Consider the following 18687-nt stretch of genomic DNA (forward strand, 5'->3'; position numbering starts at 1 on the left):
CAAAAAATTGTACCTTCGCTGCTTAGTTAATTTTCCCCTTTCCCATGAGTCAAAGCCCTGCTTCACAGGAAGAATTTATAGAAATTTTTGGAGCCCGAGAGCACAATCTGAAAAATCTGGACATCAAAATCCCCCGCAACAAGCTGGTGGTCGTGACTGGACTTTCGGGCAGTGGAAAGAGTTCGCTGGCTTTTGATACGATTTATGCCGAGGGGCAGCGGCGCTACATGGAGAGTTTTTCGGCGTATGCACGCTCGTTTTTGGGTGGAATGGAGCGACCCGACGTGGACAAGATCAACGGCCTCTCGCCGGTGATTGCCATCGAGCAGAAGACCACTTCCAAAAATCCCCGTTCGACGGTCGGCACGGTGACTGAAATATACGATTTCATGCGTCTTTTGTACGCTAGAGCTGGGGAGGCCTATTCCTATATGACTGGGAAAAAGATGATCCGTCAGACTGAGGATCAGATCATCGAGCAGTTGTTTTCCAAGTTTTTGGATAAAAAGCTCTACATCCTTGCTCCAGTGGTCAAAGGTAGAAAAGGACATTACCGGGAGCTTTTCGAGCAGATCCGCAAGATGGGCTTTTCCAAAGTGCGCGTGGATAATGTAGTCATGGATATCGTGCCCAAGATGCAGCTCGACCGATACAAGATCCACGACATAGAAATCGTCATCGACCGGATCGTGGCGGAAGAATCGGACCGATTCCGCATCACTCAATCGCTGAAAGCCGGGTTGCAGCATGGGAAGGGTGTGATCATGATCCGCGAGGAAGATGGAGAAATCCATCATTTTTCCAAGTACCTGATGGATCCGGAAACCGGGCTTTCCTACGACGAGCCGGCTCCCAATTCCTTTTCATTTAACTCTCCGTATGGTGCTTGTCAGACCTGCAACGGCCTGGGAATAACTGAAGAAATCACCCGGGAAAGCATTATTCCTGATCCGAGCCTAAGCATCACCCGTGGCGGCATTGCCCCGTTGGGAGAGTATCGTGACATCTGGATTTTCAAAAAAATCGAGGCGATCCTGAAGCATTACAAATGTAGCATGAGTACGCCGATCAAGGATCTCCCTGAGGAAGTGGTGCAGGTCTTGCTCTTTGGAGACAAAGTAGAGGTAGCGGTCGATTCGGTGAAATATCCGGGCACACAATGGCATACGACCTTCGAAGGGATAGTCAATTTTCTTCAGAAATATCAGGAAGGATCTTCCGATAGGATTCAGGAATGGGTCAGTGAATTTACCGTGACCAAGACTTGTCCAGACTGCGACGGCTATCGTCTAAAGAAGGAAGCGCTGCACTTCAAGATCGACGAAAAACACATCGGCGAACTGGCCGTGATGGATATCAGAAGTTTGGGCGAATGGTTTGAGGGCTTGGAAAGCCGAATGACCGAAAAGCAGCAAATCATCGGTGCAGAAGTGCTGAAGGAGATCCGAAAGCGGATCGGCTTTTTGCTGGATATCGGACTGGATTATCTGTCGCTGAATCGACCGCTGCGCACGCTTTCCGGTGGCGAAGCCCAGCGAATTCGCTTGGCCACCCAGATCGGTACGCAGCTCGTCGGTGTTCTTTATATCTTGGACGAACCCAGCATTGGCCTGCATCAGCGAGACAACGAGAAGCTGATCAAGGCCCTCCAAAGTCTTCGTGACTTGGGTAATTCAGTTCTGGTCGTGGAGCACGACAAAGACATGATGCTGGCTTCGGATTTTGTGCTCGACATGGGGCCGGGAGCCGGACGACATGGCGGGCATGTGGTCGCAGCTGGCAAACCCAGCGAGATCTTCAACAACGGCTCAGTCACGGCGAGATACCTCAGCGGAAAGATCGGCCTGCCGATACCAAAAGAGCGAAGAAAAGGAAAAGGAACCAGTTTGGTGCTGAAAGGAGCTACAGGCAACAACCTGAAAAATGTGACCTTGGCACTTCCACTAGGCACCTTAATCTTGATCACGGGTGTATCTGGAAGCGGGAAAAGTACGCTGATCCACGAGACGCTGTATCCGATTTTGAATCGGGAGTTTTACAATTCCAAAAAGGAGCCGATGCCATTCAAAAGCATCGAAGGGCTGAAGGAACTCGACAAAGTCATCGAGGTCGATCAGTCTCCAATCGGCCGGACTCCGCGATCCAATCCCGCAACCTATACCGGTGTTTTCTCCGATATCCGGACGCTCTTTACCGAATTGCCGGAAGCCAAAATCCGTGGATACAAGCCGGGTCGTTTTTCCTTCAATGTCAAAGGGGGAAGATGCGAGGACTGCGAAGGTGCCGGCATGAAGCTGATCGAGATGGACTTTCTCCCCGATGTCCACATTCCCTGCGAGACCTGTAAAGGCAAACGCTACAATCGGGAAACATTGGAAATCCGATTTAAGGGGAAATCAATTTCCGACGTCCTGGACATGACCGTGGAGCAGGCGGTGGAGTTCTTTGAATTTCAGCCTAAAATACTCCGAAAGATCCGCACGTTAAGCGAGGTCGGCTTGGGCTATATCACCTTGGGTCAGCATGCTACCACACTCTCTGGAGGTGAGGCACAGCGGGTTAAGTTGGCGACCGAGCTCTCGAAGAAAGACACTGGAAAGACTTTCTACATCCTCGATGAGCCTACAACCGGACTGCATTTCCAGGACATCGATCTCTTGATGGGAGTCTTGCAAAAATTGGTTGAAAAAGGGAACACGGTCTTGATCATCGAGCATAATCTGGACGTGATTAAAGTAGCCGACCGGGTTATCGACTTAGGGCCTGAGGGCGGAAACAAAGGCGGCGAAATCGTTGTACAGGGAACACCCGAGGAAGTTGCTGCGCATCCCAAAAGTCATACCGGTAGATTTCTTAAGCTCGAGTTAAACTCGTGAAAATAGCTCGAAAATCAAGTGTCTCAGCCTTCTATCAAAATATGAGCGAGCGATCCTCCGGCACGGCTAACTTTGTACCAGTTATGAACAGAGTTGGGCTTTACTGGTTGTTGCAAATCTTGGGCTGGGGATGTTTTGCCTTTGTCAACATTTTTTTTGCCTCGCTTTCACAGGGAATTACGCCAGTGCAGCTATGGGCGTTTGTAGTGCTTGCTGCATTTTACCTCCTGTCTACGCATGCCTTTCGACATTTGGTCAAGCGGTATGGGTGGTTTAGGTTTGGAATTTTCAGGTTACTGTTCCAGACTATTTTGGCCTTGCAGATTTTGGCCGTTGTCAATGTCCTTGCACAAATCCTAATCAACCTGGCTTTCGGAACATTGAAGCCAGAAGATGATTTTAGATTTCTGGTGATCTCTGTCAACCTGTTTGTCAGTTTCCTCTACTATGCCTTTTGGTTTTTACTGTATTTCCTGTTCCATTTTCTGGACAATTATAACAGTGGCCTGAGGTACGAAGCCAAGATCAACGAGATTCGGCTCAACCACCTGAAGAGCCAATTGAATCCGCATTTTATCTTCAATGCGTTGAACTCGGTGCGTGCCTTGGTCGATGAAGATCCCGAGAAAGCCAAGTCTGCGATCACCAAAATCTCCAATATGCTGCGGTTTTCGCTCATGATGGACAAAAAGCAAGTCATCGATTTTGCCGATGAAATGGCGACCGTCAAGGACTATTTGGCTTTGGAATCCATCCGATTTGAAGAGCGGCTGGAAGTGGTGTACCTGATTGAAGAGGAATCTTACAGCTACAAAATCCCGCCAATGATGCTTCAGACTATTGTGGAAAATGCCATCAAACACGGAATATCCAATCTGGTCAAAGGTGGCTTGATCGAGATCAAGTGTCGGGAGGGACTCGAAAATGAGTTGTATATTCAAGTGAAAAATAGCGGGTTTCTCAATTCGAACGCTAAAAAATCCAAACGAGAGGGCGGAGGACACGGATTGGAAAACACTCGACAACGGCTCAAGCTGCTCTATGGAGAGGAGGCGAGTTTTCGGATTTTCAACTCCGGAAGCCAATTCGTGATCACTGAAATCAAAATTCCCAAACAAAGAGTTACTTTAGAATATCAAACTCAACAACTATGAGAGCCATTGTAATAGACGATGAAAGACTTGCGCGTAAAGAATTAATCAACCTTCTCAACCAACTTGAAACTGTGGAAGTGGTAGGAGAGGCGGTCAATGTGGATGATGCCAAAGAAAAAATCGAACAGCTTCAGCCTGATGTTATTTTTCTCGATATCCAGATGCCGGAGAAAACGGGCTTTGACCTGCTGGAGGAGTTGGATCATGTTCCGCATGTCATCTTCACCACCGCTTACGATGAATATGCCCTTAAGGCATTCCAAGTAAATGCCTTAGACTATCTGCTCAAACCCATCGAACCAAAAAGGCTGGAGGATGCGATCAACAAACTACTGGGCAAAATCGAAGAGGTATCCAAAAGAGATGAGGAATCTTCAGTTAATCTTAAGAAGCTAACTCTTGAAGACCAAGTTTTTGTAAAGGATGGGGATCGCTGCTGGTTTGTCAGGTTGTCCAATGTGCGACTATTTGAATCAGACGGCAATTACATCAAAGTGTATTTTGACAACTTTAAACCGATGATCCACAAGTCGCTGAATGCGCTGGATGAACGCTTGGATGAGAAATCTTTTTTTCGCGCTAGTCGGAAACATATCATCAACTTGGGTTGGGTCGAGGCCATTGAACCTTGGTTTAACGGGGGCTTGGTGGTGACGCTCAAAGGTGGTGACAGGATTGAAGTAAGTCGTAGACAGGCTGCTCGGTTTAAAGAAATGATGAGCCTTTAATTTTTTCATAGGCAAAAAAAGGTATTTGATTTTCCGAAGAAAAAATTCACCTTTGATTATCGGTGATTTTAGCAAGCCGAAAACTATTTTTCTAATCCAATCACTAACCCTATGAAAGAAGAACGAATATTAATAGTTGAGGATGATCTGAGTATTGCAGAGAACATACAAGAAATACTCGAACTTTTGGGCTATGTGAATATCGACATTGCAAACTCTGCGAATCAGTGCATCAAAGTTATCAAAAAGTATCGGCCCGATCTGATCTTCATGGATATCAAACTGAAGGGCGACAAGGACGGGATCGAGCTGGGAGAAATAATCAAGCAAATGGTCGATGCGCCCCTTGTCTTTGTGACTTCCTACAGTGATCCCACGATCATCGAGCGGGCCAAGCGAATTGCTCCTGCGGGATTCATTGTCAAACCCTTTAATACCAACGACATTCACGCCATCGTGGAGATTGTGCTCTACAATAAGCGTACAAAGCCAGCACCGGAAGCGGCTGTCATAAAATCCGGTACTGAAAGTCCATTTCTAGTCAATGATGCCGTGTTTATTAAGGCGGACAATGCCTTTGAGCGCGTCCACTACGACGATATTTACTATGTGGAAGCCAATGGCAACATGGTCACTATCTTTACCAAAAACCGGGAATACAGCATTAGGAAATCCATGAAGGAGATTGAAGATATCCTTCCGGCTCACCTTTTTCTAAGAGTTCAGAAGTCCTACATCGTCCACTTAGGTCAGATCGAGAGTTTTAATACCAAGGAGATCATGCTTGTGCAAGGTGGCGTGATCCAAGTAGGCCGTCAATACTATAATGGGTTTCTGGCCAAATTGAATACCATTACTGAAAGCTGATAAGCAGATGGCCTCTGGGTTTTGAACCCTTGGAGGGTTTGTCCCTTCCTAAAACAAAAAGGCGGGTAATAACCCGCCTCTTTAGATTAACCAAACAATCAACCAAATTAACCCTTACGAGGTTTTTCTTTAGGAGGTCCCGGAAGTCCGGGACTTTTCAATTTTGTAGATGCTGACCTGATGGATTTCAGGATTTTTGTCAGTTTCAAATCCGATTTGTGGAGTTGGTTTAGTAAGTTCAAATCGGGCAGTTTGCTGTGCAAGGCTGGTTTCAGCTTTTGCTTTGAGCACGATAGTGATTGCCATCGCAAATCCCAGTGCCGCACAGACGTTTTTTTGAGAAAAGATTGCAGTAGTCATGGCAGTAATAATGTTGGTTTGTTTTGTATATCTCCTTATGCCAAAAGGCGACCAAACTCTAAAAAAGGCCTTGATTTATCAGATTAGCCCTTTTTGAGTTTTGTGCCTGTTCGCTTGCGTACACCATACTGCCAATGGCGGACAAAAAAGTTGGCGACGTTTGGTTACATAAAAATGGTGGCAAATTCAGCAAATCTGCGAAACTGTGTCTTTTCAATAAAAAAGGCGCAAGTCCCAAGCCTTGCGCCAATGTTGAAATAGATTCAATTTATGGAGCTACAGTAACTCATTCGCCAAATTAGCCAACTCAGATCGTTCGCCTTTCTCCAGCTTGATGTGCGCATAGAGAGGATGGTCTTTGACCCGATCAATCAGGTAAGACAGGCCATTGGATTGTGAATCTAAATACGGCGTATCGATTTGGAAGACGTCGCCGGTAAAGACGATTTTCGTATTTTCCCCGGCTCTGGAGATGATAGTCTTGATCTCATGTGGTGTCAAGTTTTGCGCCTCATCCACGATGAAGAAGATATTTGAAAGCGATCTGCCCCGAATGTAGGCCAAAGGTTGAATGACCAGCTTTTCCTGATTAACCAGTTCGCTGATCTTTTGAAATTCCTTATCGGTCTCCTTGTATTGATTTTGGATAAACTTCAGGTTGTCCCAGAGCGGCTCCATGTAGGGATTGAGCTTGGATTTGATATCGCCAGGTAGGTAGCCAATGTCTTTATTGGAAAGCGGGACGATCGGTCTTGCCAGAAAAATTTGCTTGTATTCCCTTCTTTGCTCCAATGCTCCGGCGAGTGCCAGCAAAGTCTTTCCAGTACCCGCCACCCCTTGGATCGAAACTAGCTTGATGGCCGGATTCATGATCGCATGCAGGGCAAAGGTTTGCTCTGCATTCTTCGGTTTGATATTGTAGGCCAGTCGCTTATCTACCCGTTCGAGTACATTTTCCTCTGAGTTGAAGTAGGACAACACCGAGTTCTTCTCATTTTTTAGGATGTAGAAGGCATTTGACTTGCGCTTTCGCGTCCCCAGGATATTTTTGGCTTCGACGTATCCCTGCTCGTAAAGCTTGTTGATAGATTCGGGATCCACATCGTCCATCACATATTTCCCCGTGTTTTCGAGCTCAGTGATATTTTTGATTTTCCCGGTTTCGTAGTCTTCGGCGTTTACATTCAGCGACTTGGCCTTCAGTCTGAGGTTGATATCTTTGGAGACCAAGATAACCTTCCGGGTCGTCTCGGTTTCCATGAGATGCACGGCGACGTTAAGGATTTTGTTGTCGTTTTTGTCATCGCCAAAGATCTCGATAGCATTCCTCTCATTTTTTGGATGCTGCATCATGACCTTGAAGTTGCCTTTGGTCTTTCCGTTGAGCGGCGTCCATTCATGAATCATGTGATCCGCGGACAGCTTATCCAGCAATCGGATAAATTCACGGGCTTCAAAATTCTTGGTGTCATTGCCCTTCTTGAACTGGTCAAGTTCCTCCAGCACGGTGATCGGGATTACGACGTCGTGCTCGGCAAAATTCATGATGGAGTTGTGTGCATAAAGGATCACGGACGTGTCCAGCACAAAGATTTTCCGATCTTTATCGGACTTGGCTCTAGGCATGCGCAGGAAAATTGGAGTGGTACTGTGTAGAATTAATTTAGAAAAATATCCCTATGAAAAGCTAGGAATCCCAAATAAATAATGGTTAAGAATTGTCAAATAGTAGGTACCGAATTGACAGTCAAATTGATAAAAATGATTACAAAGTAGCGAAGGTGATAAAGATTTAGGACAATTACTGCGCCTGAATCTTTATCACCTCTACTACGCTGCCAATTTAAGTCCTAATCCAGCAAAGCCCGAATGTCTTCGTTGTCCAAGCTTTTCATAAAGCTCTCTTCATTGCTAATCAGCTCGCCCGCGAGGGCAAGCTTGCGGTCTTGGAGCGCCATGATTTTTTCTTCGACAGTGCCTCTGGTGATGAATTTGTAGATGATGACCTTGTTTTCCTGACCGATTCGGTGCGCACGGTCGATGGCCTGAGCTTCTACCGCCGGATTCCACCAAGGGTCCAGCAGAAACACGTATTCAGCTTTAGTGAGGTTCAATCCCACTCCGCCAGCTTTGAGAGAGATGAGAAATACTTTGATATTTTCATCGTTTTGGAAACTCTCAACTTGGCCCTGTCGGTCTTTGGTGGCACCATCTAGGTATGCGTATGGGATGTTATTTTCATCCAAATAGGCACGAACAATACTCAGGTGTCTTACGAATTGGCTAAAGACAAGTACTTTATGATTTTCAGAGATCGTCTCCTGCAGCATGTAGGTGATGTCCTCCAGCTTTCCGGAACCGTCTTCATAGTCTGGTCTGGTGAGTTTGGGATGGTTGGCGATCTGGCGCAGCTGAGTCAGGCCGCGAAGGAGAGTAAACTGCTGCGTGCCTCTGCCACCGCCATCGAGTTCACCAATGATTTTTTCCCGGTAGTAGGTTTTGATCTCCTGATACACCTTTTCCTGCTCCGGTGTCATGTCGGAGTATTTGACGTTGGTAAGCTTTTCGGGTAGGTCCTTGGCGACTTGTGACTTCAATCTCCTGAGGATAAAGGGCTTAATCATCGCATTAAGGCGGCTGGCCTTTTCGCGATCGTTTTGCTTTTCGATCGGCACGAGATATTGCTTTTTGAAGAGATTCTGATTGCCCAATAGTCCCGGGTTGACGAAGTTCATCTGGGACCAGAGATCCATGGTACCATTCTCCACCGGCGTACCGGTGAGGATAAGTCGACGCTTGCTTTTAAGCTTGTTGACCGCGGTTGCGATGTTGGACGTGGGGTTTTTGATAGCCTGCGATTCGTCCAGGATGACGTAGTTGAAATAGAAGTCCTTGAGGATATCAATGTCCATCCTCACGATCCCATAAGAGGTCAGCACGACGTCGTAGCCTCTGAATTTCCAGGGATCTTTGAGACGCTGCGTGCCGGAGTACACCAGAATATTCAGGTCTGGAGTGAATTTTTTAGCCTCCAGTTCCCAGTTGTAAATCAGGGAAGTAGGCATCACGAGCAGAGAGGTGAATCCCGGATTTTCTGCTTTCTCATGTGCCAAGAGAGCCAAAGCCTGGACCGTCTTCCCTAGACCCATGTCATCTGCCAAGCATCCGCCAAATTGATAGTCGTTCAAAAAACGCAGCCAGTTGTATCCCGCATGCTGATAGGGGCGGAGAATTCCTTCGAAATTGTCAGGAAGCTCGTAATCGTCAATCGCATCGAAGTTTCTCAAACGCTCGAGCTTGAGGCTGAGGTTGAGTCGGATCAATTCCCCGTTTTGGAGTTCGCGTGCGAATGCCAGGTGATGTTTGCGCAGGACGAGTTCCTCAGCAGAGCGCTCCTCAATGAAGTTGAACAACTCCGAATAATTCACAAACCAAGATGCGGGGATGACGGCGGTTTCCCCGTTTGGAAGTTCAAATTCGCTTTTCCCCTGCATGATCAGTTTTCTGATCTTGACGAAAGGAACCAAGTAAACGCCGAATTTTATTTGAGCTTTGACGTCAAACCAATCGATATTTTCATTGACTTCAATCGTGATTTGGGCTTTGCCGATATGGAATGTTTTGCCGCTTAGGCTACCCCGCTGCTCGATTTTTATCTTGTTTTCCTTCAAGTAGTCTTCGTAGTTCCCCAGCCATTCGAAGGCCTTGGTCTTGGGCAGGGCGAATTTTCCATGGGAAAAAACCATCTGTTTTTTCTTCAGGATAGTCTCAAATCTTTTTTCGATCTGGTCACTTCGGATGGTTTTCCAGTAGGTAAATTCTCCGTCTTTTTCTTCAAACCGACAGGAATTTCCGCTGCCTTCTTTGTCCTTTGACATGATCTCAAAGTCAAATTCTCCATACTTAAATCGAAGCTGGAAGACGATTACATCCTCATTCGTGGTGTCTAAATCTTCTCCGAAAAGGTCAGCCCCAGTTCCGCCAGGGAGTTCATTGAAGGTGAGTAGTGCCTCCGGCGTACCCTGCTCGGTGTGAATCTGAAAGCCTGTCGGATACACGTCAAACTGAGTGATGAGGGCCGTCACAAACTTTCGGTAGTACTGCGGCTCAAACTTGCGCTCAACCATAATCCGGCTTTTGGTCAGAAAAGGTTGGAGTTTTTTGCCATCGATTTCCTTGTCGAAGTGATAGAGTTGCTGGTTGACGATTAGCCATGCGGGATCCTTGCAGATCAGGTATCCGTCCTTGTGCTGCCATTCGAGCGGCCTGCCCTCGTGTTTGACTCGGGGGTAATATTGAGTGTTATATTCTCCTTTTTCGAAGTGAAAAACAATCTTTGCGGGCTCGGTGTTCACTTCGATTTCCTTCCAAACCGGGTTGCCGTCAGAGGCCATTTCGAATAGCCGCTTGCCCTTCAACAGTGGCAGAATCTTGGATCTTTTGATTTCAAGATTTCTGAACACCAGCTCTTGGATCGTTTTATCCTCTGTTTTTGAGTCAAAAATTTTGGCTAAATATTCCTTGGGACGCAGGTTGTTCTTTTTCATGTATGGCTTGATGACCACCTCCGGCTGCATGGAATCCATCAGCTTGATCAGGGCATAGTCCGTCTTGTCTATTCCGGAATCAAAATCCGCCGCGTTGGCAGAACTTATATTTTGATAGGCGAGCGAGAGTCTTCCCTTTTCATCCAGTTGCACCGCGAAAGATTCGAATAGCAATCCTAAATATTCATGACTGAAAATGGAATATACTATTTGAAACGGTCGGTCTGAATGAACTATCATAATAATAGGGTTATATATAGCAAATGAAATAAGATGCTCGTGCTATATATTTGGGGATTAAGGTTAGTATAGGGGTATACAAATCGGAAATTACTCAAAAAGCGCTCTCATTTGAGAAGTAAGCTCAAATTTTTTTAAGAAAAGTCATAAAAAAGGCCCAAAATTTAAAAATTCGGGCCTTAGATTGGATTATTTCTGAACTCAATAAGGTGTCTCTGATTTTTCAGAAGTAGTTTCCTCTATTTTTTCAGGGAAAAAGCGGTTTTGGAAAATCAAAATTATTGCTACTCCTATAAATATAGATGCATCTGCTACGTTGAAGATCGGCCAAAGCGCAGTATAACTACCTCCCCACAGGGGAACCCACTCGGGTACATAACCTTCCCATATGTCAAAGTAAAACATGTCTACTACCTGGCCATGAAACCAGGCAGTTGGGGCATTATAAGGGGCATTGTCGAGCCAAACGCCGTAGAAGATCGAATCGACCAAGTTGCCGATCGCACCACCGAGTATCATTGCGATACATAGAATATAGACCGGGTGATTTTTTTTGTCGATGATATAGGTGAGGTAGTAGCCGATCCCTACCATCGCCACCAGCCGGAAGGAGGTCAGGATCATCTTGCCATACTCTGAGCCCAGCTCCATCCCAAAAGCCATCCCTGGATTGGTGGTGTAGTGAAGCTTAAACCAGTCTCCGAAAATCGGGATTTGACCCGGGGTGCCAAAGTCCATCTCAAAATGTACCAGCATCTTAACCACCTGATCTATCGCAATCACCAATAGGGCAATCCCGAAATATTTGATATACTTATTATTCATCTGTTGCAGGCTTAGACCTTTTCTACTTTTACGGCCAATTCGAACTCATCCATATCCAATACGGTTCCGTTTGTGATTTCGCTCAGCGTTAGTTTCAACGCCTGGGTTTCGGACTGGATGTACTGACCGAAGGCGCTGACGGCAGCATTTACCTGTTCGTTGTCTTCGGACACAATGATGTTGATTTTATCCTGCACTTCCAATCCCATCTCTTTTCGCAGATTTTGGATCCGGTTGACCAAGTCTCGGGCCACACCTTCCTGTCGAAGCTCGTCAGTCAAGGTCACGTCCAGGGCCACAGTCACACCTTGATCGGTAGCGACTGACCAGCCCGGAATATCTTGGGACGTAATCAGAACTTCGTCTAGAAGCAAGTCGAAAGACTCCCCTTCAATCGGTATTGCGATCTTGCCGTCCCGCTCAATCTGAGCGATGTCCTCCTGTGTCCATGTGTTGATAGCTGCGACCACGAAGCGCATCTTCGGACCCAACTTTTTACCTAAAACAGGGAGGTTGGGTTTTACATTTTTTACCAATACTCCGGATGCATCATCCAGGAATTCGATGGTTTTGATGTTGACTTCGGACTTGATCAGCTCACTTACATGTTCGATCTGTGCTTTTGTTTTTGCAGAAAGCACAGGAATCAGAATTCTTTGCAGCGGCTGACGCACTTTCAGTTTTTCTTTCTTTCGCAGGGAGTGAACCAATGAGGAAATATTCTGGGCCAGGCTCATGCTTTCTTCCAGATCTGCGTTGATTAGCGCTTTGTCAGCAGAAACCCAATCAGTGAGGTGGACGGACTCTGCTCCATTTTCGCCAGCTTCATTCAGGTTCTTGTACATCCAGTCTGCATAGAATGGAGCAAAGGAGGACATCAGTTGGCTAAGTGAGAGCAGGCACTCGTACAGGGTCTCGTAAGCGGCCTGTTTGTCGGAATTCATGTCACCTCTCCAGAAGCGTTTTCTTGCGAGACGTACATACCAGTTGGACAGCTGATCCACCGTGAAGTTCATGATGGCTCGCGTCGCTTTGGTTCCGTCGTAATTGTCCATCGCCTCTTCCACCTCAGCGATCAGAGTCTGAAGTTTGGAGATGATCCACTGATCGAGCTCGGCCCGTTGCTTGACCGGCACCGCATTGGACTGGTCATAGACGAAGGCATCGAGATTGGCGTACAGCGCGAAGAAATTGTAGGTGTTTTGAAGCGTGCCAAAGAAGCGTCGCTGCACCTCTGTCACTCCGTCCAGGTTGAACTTGAGGTTGTCCCAAGGGTTGGCATTGCTGAGCATGTACCATCTGAGGGCATCCGGGCCGTACTCTTCCAAGGTCTTGAAAGGATCGACCGCGTTGCCCAGTCGCTTGGACATCTTGTTGCCGGCTTTGTCCAGTACGAGACCGTTAGCGATTACATTTTTGAAGGCTACGCTGTCAAACAGCATCACAGCGATGGCATGGAGCGTAAAGAACCAACCCCGAGTCTGATCCACACCTTCGGCGATGTAGTCCGCAGGATAGTTGGCTTTGAAGATGTCTTCGTTTTCGAATGGATAATGCCACTGCGCATAGGGCATAGCTCCAGAGTCAAACCAAACGTCGATCAGATCTGCTTCGCGGAACATCTTTTCGCCTTTGGCAGAAACCAAGATCACGTCATCGACATAGGGTCTGTGCAGGTCGAGCTCCTTGCCTTCGTAAGGAGATTTTTCCATAAAACCCGCTGCTATCGATTGCTCGATTTCGGCATTCAATTCGGCGATGGATCCTATGCATTTCTCCTCTGTGCCGTCGCTGCTTCTCCAGATCGGCAGTGGCGTGCCCCAGAAGCGGGAGCGGCTAAGGTTCCAGTCCACGAGGTTTTCCAGCCAGTTGCCAAAACGGCCTGTGCCTGTTGCCTCTGGCTTCCAGTTGATGGTCTTGTTGAGCTCGACCATGCGATCCTTGTAGGCGGTGGTTTTGACAAACCAGCTTTCCAGCGGATAGTAGAGGATCGGCTTGTCGGTTCTCCAGCAATGCGGGTAGGTGTGCTCGTATTTTTCGACCTTGAAGGCTTTGTTTTCATTCTTGAGGATAATCGAGATGATTACATCGGTGTTTTTGTAGTCCGTTGCAGTTTCATCGTCCTCTGTGTAGTTTTTCACATAGAAGTCGTCCACACCATACTCTTTGTGTGCGGTGATTCCATGTTCTTTCATTTTTGCAGTCAAATATTTCCCGACTACCGGCAGAAATTTGCCACGCTTATCCACGACCGGAATCTCATTGCCGAGCTCGTCTTGGACAAAGACTCCCGGCACCTTGTTTTGTACCAAAGTTCGAAAGTCATCCGCACCAAAAGCTTTGGCCAGGTGGACGATACCCGTACCGTCTTCGGTAGTGACGTAGTCTCCGGATACGACAGTAAAGGCTGGATTTGGAAGCGCCAAGGCCTCGATTGGAAATAGCTGCTCGTATTCCCAGCCCAGCATGGCTTTGCCTTTGAATTCTTCAATGACTTCGAAAGGGATCAGCTTATCCCCAGCTTGGTAATCTTCGATTTTGAGGTCCGCAGCCTTAGGATTGAGATAGGCGTTCATTCTGGCTTTTGCCAAGATTGCCGTTACTGCCTCAAAGGTGTAAGGGTTGAAAGTTTTCACTTTCACGTAATCCAAGTTCTCGCCGATGGCAAGCGCCGAGTTAGAGGGCAGTGTCCAAGGCGTGGTCGTCCAAGCCAGGATGTAGGTGTTTGCCTCACCTTTCAGTTTAAACTGAGCGGTGATTGACGTATCCTTCACGTCCTTGTAGGTGCCCGGTTGGTTTAGCTCGTGGGAGGAAAGGCCAGTGCCTGCCGCAGGTGAATAAGGCTGGATGGTGTAGCCTTTGTAGAGGAGATCTTTCTCATAGAGCTTCTTTAGTAAGCTCCACAGCGACTCGATGTACTTTGGTTCGAAGGTGATGTATGGATCGTCCAGGTCGACCCAATAGCCGATTTTTTCTGTAAGGTCATCCCATTCACCCTTGAAGCGCATGACCGTCTCGCGGCATTTGCGGTTGTATTCCTCGACAGAGATTTTCTTACCAATGTCTTCCTTGGTGATGCCGAGTTCTTTTTCGACCTGAAGTTCTACGGGCAGGCCATGGGTATCCCATCCGCCCTTGCGTTTCACTTGGAAACCTTTCAGGGTCTTGTATCGGCAAAAAATATCCTTCAGGGCTCTGGCCATCACATGGTGAATGCCGGGAGTGCCATTGGCCGAAGGCGGTCCTTCAAAGAAGGTGAAGGTCTCCGCTCCCTCCCGGTTGGTGATGGACTTTTCGAAAATCTGATTTTCTTTCCAATACTGAAGGACGGATTCTCCGATTTGCGGATAATCCACCTGCTTAAATTCCTGGTACGTTTTCACAATTTCCTTTCTTAAGGGCGAGTAGGTGAAGAAAAGCGAAGGGCTAGATGGCCATGCCGCTCAAAACAAGGCACAAAGATAGAAGAATTGGGCTTTTTGGAGAGAAGGATTTTTAAAATACACCCACATCAGGCGAACTGTTCGGGGAAATAATTTTTTGATTGGCCAAAACTTCTATCTACCCTGTCCGGGAAAAACAGAAATCAACAACCGAAATCCTTTTGACGATAACCTATTTCACTGATCCTCAGCTGGCCTTATTTTTGTGCCAAAAAATCTACCAGCGGTCGGAACTTATTTTCCGGTTTCGCCTATTTTAATCGACTCAATCATCACTCAAAATCTCACTTTTATGACCGAACAACAGAAACAAGCACTGGAAGAAGCAATCGCCGCTTTGAAAGGAAAATTGACCGGAGACATGTTTGCAGACATGGAGGCTCGGGACGAAATCCACAATCTGGAGATGCAACTCAAAGGAGTGAAGCCGATAGATTCGCACTTCGATTGCATTGGCTGCGGAAGCTAATATTCACGGATTTGGCTAGCTACTTCATTATATATAAGCCCTTCGGGGTTTTGACACAATTCAGCGGAGAGGGGCCCACATTGGCCTCTCTCGGCGATTTTCCCCGGGATGTGTATCCGGTCGGCCGTCTGGACAAAGACAGTGAAGGCCTTCTCCTCATCACCGATGACAAGGTGCTCAACCACCATTTGCTTAATCCACGCTTCGGGCATCAGCGTACTTACTGGGCGCAGGTGGAGGGGATTCCGACGCCAGAGGCTTTGGCTAAGCTGCGCTCTGGTGTCACGATCAATGTCGATGGGAAAGACTACAAGACCAAACCAGCTTTGGCAAAAATCCTTGATCCGGTACCCGTTTTACCCGAGCGGAATCCGCCGATTCGCTATCGGGCCTCGATCCCCGACGCCTGGATAGAGTTGACTTTGATCGAGGGGAAAAATCGCCAGGTGAGGAAGATGACTGCTGCAGTGGGATTTCCGACGTTAAGGTTGGTGCGTTTTTCCATGGAAAAAATCAACATTTCGGGTATGCAATCCGGAGAAATCCTGGAGCTGGATGAGAAGACGGTGTATCATCAGCTGGGTTTGACAGGCTTTGCAAAAACCGGCAACGCGTCCTCCAAGAGCCGAGGTGGGAGGCGATCTTAAAAAATCCTAAAATGACCGCTTAACCAAGGCATTTCCACTTATCATTGATAAGATTGTCCTTTGGTACAAAATCCCCTATTTTAGGCCAGCCGAATCAGGCATCTAATATTAGTTTTCATGCATCAGGAAAAAATCGCCGAAGTAATTCAGGAAGTAAAAAAGGTAGTGGTAGGACAGGATAAGATGGTCAACCGCCTTTTGATTGGACTTTTCACCAACGGACATATCCTACTTGAAGGGGTGCCGGGCTTGGCCAAAACCCTCACTGTGAATACCCTGGCCAAGGTACTGCATCTGGATTTCAACCGAATTCAGTTTACGCCGGATTTGCTGCCATCCGACTTGATCGGGACGATGATTTACAATCAGCAGACGGCGACTTTCGAAGTGAAAAAAGGCCCTATCTTCTCCAATGTTATCTTGGCTGATGAGATCAATCGATCGCCGGCGAAGGTTCAGTCCGCCTTGCTGGAAGCCATGCAGGAAAAACAAGTAACGATCGGGGAAACCACCTTTGCCCTTGACAGACCCTTTTTGGTTTTGGCTACTCAAAACCCAGTAGATCAGGAAGGAACCTATCCATTGCCAGAAGCTCAGGTAGATAGATTCATGATGAAAGTCCACATCGACTATCCGAGCAAAGCCGACGAAATGGAAGTCATGCGCCGGATGTCTAATATGCAGTATACTTCCGAAGTCAGACCGATCTTATCCAAGCAGGATATTTTTGACATCCGAAGTGAGATCAACGGGGTCAATATGGCTGAGCCTTTGGAGCATTATATCATCGAGTTGGTGTTTGCCACGAGGTTTCCTCAGCAATATGGATTGAAGGACGAGGCGAAGTACATCATGTTTGGTGTTTCACCACGAGCGAGCATCAATCTAAACTTGGCCGCGAAAGCGGTTGCCTTTATGGATGGCCGTGACTATGTGCTCCCGGAGGACATCAAAGAAATAGCCGAAGACGTACTGAATCACCGTATTTTGCTCAATTATGAAGCTGAGGCAGACAATGTAAGTACCAGAGCCTTGGTAAAAACACTGCTTGAAAAGGTGCCGATTAATAAGTCCGTAACATTGAAGTAACATTGAATCAGGCATGTAGAGGCTTTCCCAGCGGAAAGCCTTTTTTTTTGTTTTCACTGTTAATTCAATATTAAATTCTGTCTGGTTTTTTAAAAAAAGCATAAACAGCAAAATTCTCTTGCGGGAAAAATTGAAACCAGTTTTGCAGCATCAAACGAGCAAAACCACAATTCAATTTATACCAAATGAAAAAGTACAATTACCTTTTAGCGGTATTAGCAGCTTCCTTTTTTGGACTTACTAGCTGTATCGAAGGAAACGACAAACCTGATACAGATCAGGGTGGAGGATCGAGTGTCGAGATTACTTCTAATATCTCATCCAACACAACTTGGGAAACAGGCAAGACTTATGTACTCGCGGGAAGAATTGCAGTAACCTCAGGCGTTACTTTGACTATCCAGCCAGGAGTAGTGGTCAAAGGTCAAGTCGGATCAGGTGCCAATGCTACCGCCCTGATCATCGCGAGAGGTGCCAAGATCATGGCTGAAGGAACCGCGGCTCAGCCGATTATTTTTACTTCCGTAGCTGACGAAATCACTCCAGGTCAGATCGCTTCTCCAAACATGGAGCCAACGTTGGAAGGTCTTTGGGGAGGTTTGATGATCATGGGCCGTGCAAAGGGATCTTTCGCTGGTGATGTGACGGAAATTCAAATCGAAGGTGTACCTGCTTCTGATATCAACGGACTTTACGGAGGCAACGACGATCTGGATAATTCAGGTGTCTTGAAGTACATCTCTATCCGTCACGGCGGTGCTAACATCGGGGAAGGCAACGAAATCAACGGCTTGACCCTTGGTGGAGTAGGTTCTGGTACAGTGATCGAAAATATCGAAGTCGTAGCAAACCAAGATGATGGAATCGAATGGTTTGGTGGAACAGTGTCCGTAAAAAACGCTTTGATCTGGAACTCTGGTGATGACGCGGTAGATACCGATCAGTCTTGGGCTGGTACCTTGGACAATTTTATCGTAATCTGTGGCGTCAATACTGACCACGCGCTGGAAATCGACGGACCCGAAGGTTCTTACAATGCTGCTCACACGGTGAAAAACGGTTCTATCAAAGGCCACCCAAGTTCTGAATTCGGTGATTTCAGGGCAGGAGCAAGAGGCGCTTTTTCAAACCTTTACTTCTTTAACTTCCCGGCACCATCTGCTAACAACAACGCCGGCAGAGGCGATTTATCTCTTAGCGGAGACAACACAATTGCCAACTTCGCGGGAGGTATCCTAAGCTTTTCTAAGCTAGAAGCAACCTTGGCAGAAGGAGTTGCTCTTACCGATGCGTTCAAAAATGGAACATCTGCACAAGCAAGCACTGTAGCTGCCAAAGCTAACACGGTAGGAGCTGACAAGTCTGCTTTCAACACTTGGACTTGGGCTTCTGCTGCTAACGCGCTTGCTGATTTCAAATAATCAAAAAAACCTCCCAAAAAA

The 18687-nt window shown here is 47.0% G+C and carries 13 protein-coding genes; 8 read left to right on the plus strand and 5 right to left on the minus strand.

Annotated elements, in window-relative coordinates:
- Positions 1-44: 44 nt before the first annotated feature.
- The 4 genes from uvrA to ABD031_RS11380 all read left to right on the plus strand — a co-directional run bounded on the left by uvrA (position 45) and on the right by ABD031_RS11380 (position 5625).
- Positions 45-2876: an excinuclease ABC subunit UvrA gene (gene uvrA / locus ABD031_RS11365; RefSeq protein ID WP_343851486.1), complete on the plus strand. Its 2832-nt coding sequence runs from the start codon at positions 45-47 to the stop codon at positions 2874-2876.
- Positions 2877-2959: 83 nt separating this feature from the next.
- Positions 2960-4030: a sensor histidine kinase gene (locus ABD031_RS11370; RefSeq protein ID WP_343851688.1), complete on the plus strand. Its 1071-nt coding sequence runs from the start codon at positions 2960-2962 to the stop codon at positions 4028-4030.
- Positions 4027-4758 (plus strand): LytR/AlgR family response regulator transcription factor, encoded by a 732-nt coding sequence (locus ABD031_RS11375; RefSeq protein ID WP_343851488.1) that lies wholly within the window; start codon positions 4027-4029, stop codon positions 4756-4758. Before ABD031_RS11370 ends, ABD031_RS11375 begins: the two co-directional genes overlap by 4 nt.
- A gap of 111 nt (positions 4759-4869) precedes the next feature.
- Positions 4870-5625: a LytR/AlgR family response regulator transcription factor gene (locus ABD031_RS11380; protein ID WP_343851490.1), complete on the plus strand. Its 756-nt coding sequence runs from the start codon at positions 4870-4872 to the stop codon at positions 5623-5625.
- Positions 5626-5754: 129 nt separating this feature from the next.
- Here the strand turns inward: ABD031_RS11380 and ABD031_RS11385 are convergent, their stop codons facing one another.
- The 5 genes from ABD031_RS11385 to ileS form a co-directional block, all read right to left on the minus strand.
- On the minus strand, positions 5755-5985 hold the full coding sequence (locus ABD031_RS11385; protein ID WP_343851493.1) for a hypothetical protein: 231 nt from the start codon (positions 5983-5985) through the stop codon (positions 5755-5757).
- A 276-nt stretch (positions 5986-6261) separates the two neighbouring features.
- Positions 6262-7611 (minus strand): PhoH family protein, encoded by a 1350-nt coding sequence (locus tag ABD031_RS11390; protein WP_343851495.1) that lies wholly within the window; start codon positions 7609-7611, stop codon positions 6262-6264.
- Between the two features lie 224 nt (positions 7612-7835).
- Positions 7836-10772 carry a DEAD/DEAH box helicase gene (locus tag ABD031_RS11395; protein ID WP_343851497.1) on the minus strand — a complete coding sequence of 979 codons (2937 nt, stop codon included), beginning with the start codon at positions 10770-10772 and terminating at the stop codon, positions 7836-7838.
- Between the two features lie 201 nt (positions 10773-10973).
- Positions 10974-11597, minus strand: a complete 624-nt coding sequence (locus ABD031_RS11400) for a lipoprotein signal peptidase (protein WP_343851499.1) — start codon at positions 11595-11597, stop codon at positions 10974-10976.
- An 11-nt stretch (positions 11598-11608) separates the two neighbouring features.
- The gene (gene ileS / locus ABD031_RS11405; protein WP_343851501.1) at positions 11609-14980 is read right to left on the minus strand and encodes an isoleucine--tRNA ligase; all 3372 of its coding nucleotides are present in this window, start codon (positions 14978-14980) and stop codon (positions 11609-11611) included.
- A gap of 352 nt (positions 14981-15332) precedes the next feature.
- On the opposite strand from ileS, the gene ABD031_RS11410 reads away from it, so the two are divergent.
- The 4 genes from ABD031_RS11410 (at position 15333) to ABD031_RS11425 (ending at position 18666) form a co-directional block, all read left to right on the plus strand.
- On the plus strand, positions 15333-15509 hold the full coding sequence (locus ABD031_RS11410; protein WP_343851503.1) for a hypothetical protein: 177 nt from the start codon (positions 15333-15335) through the stop codon (positions 15507-15509).
- An 11-nt stretch (positions 15510-15520) separates the two neighbouring features.
- On the plus strand, positions 15521-16156 hold the full coding sequence (locus tag ABD031_RS11415) for a pseudouridine synthase (RefSeq protein WP_343851505.1): 636 nt from the start codon (positions 15521-15523) through the stop codon (positions 16154-16156).
- A 117-nt stretch (positions 16157-16273) separates the two neighbouring features.
- Entirely contained in the window at positions 16274-17245 is a 972-nt protein-coding gene (locus ABD031_RS11420) for an AAA family ATPase (RefSeq protein WP_343851507.1), read from the plus strand.
- A gap of 185 nt (positions 17246-17430) precedes the next feature.
- Entirely contained in the window at positions 17431-18666 is a 1236-nt protein-coding gene (locus ABD031_RS11425) for a hypothetical protein (RefSeq protein WP_343851509.1), read from the plus strand.
- The last annotated feature ends 21 nt before the right edge of the window (positions 18667-18687 follow it).

This window comes from Algoriphagus jejuensis, from assembly GCF_039523455.1.
GTDB lineage: Bacteria > Bacteroidota > Bacteroidia > Cytophagales > Cyclobacteriaceae > Algoriphagus > Algoriphagus jejuensis.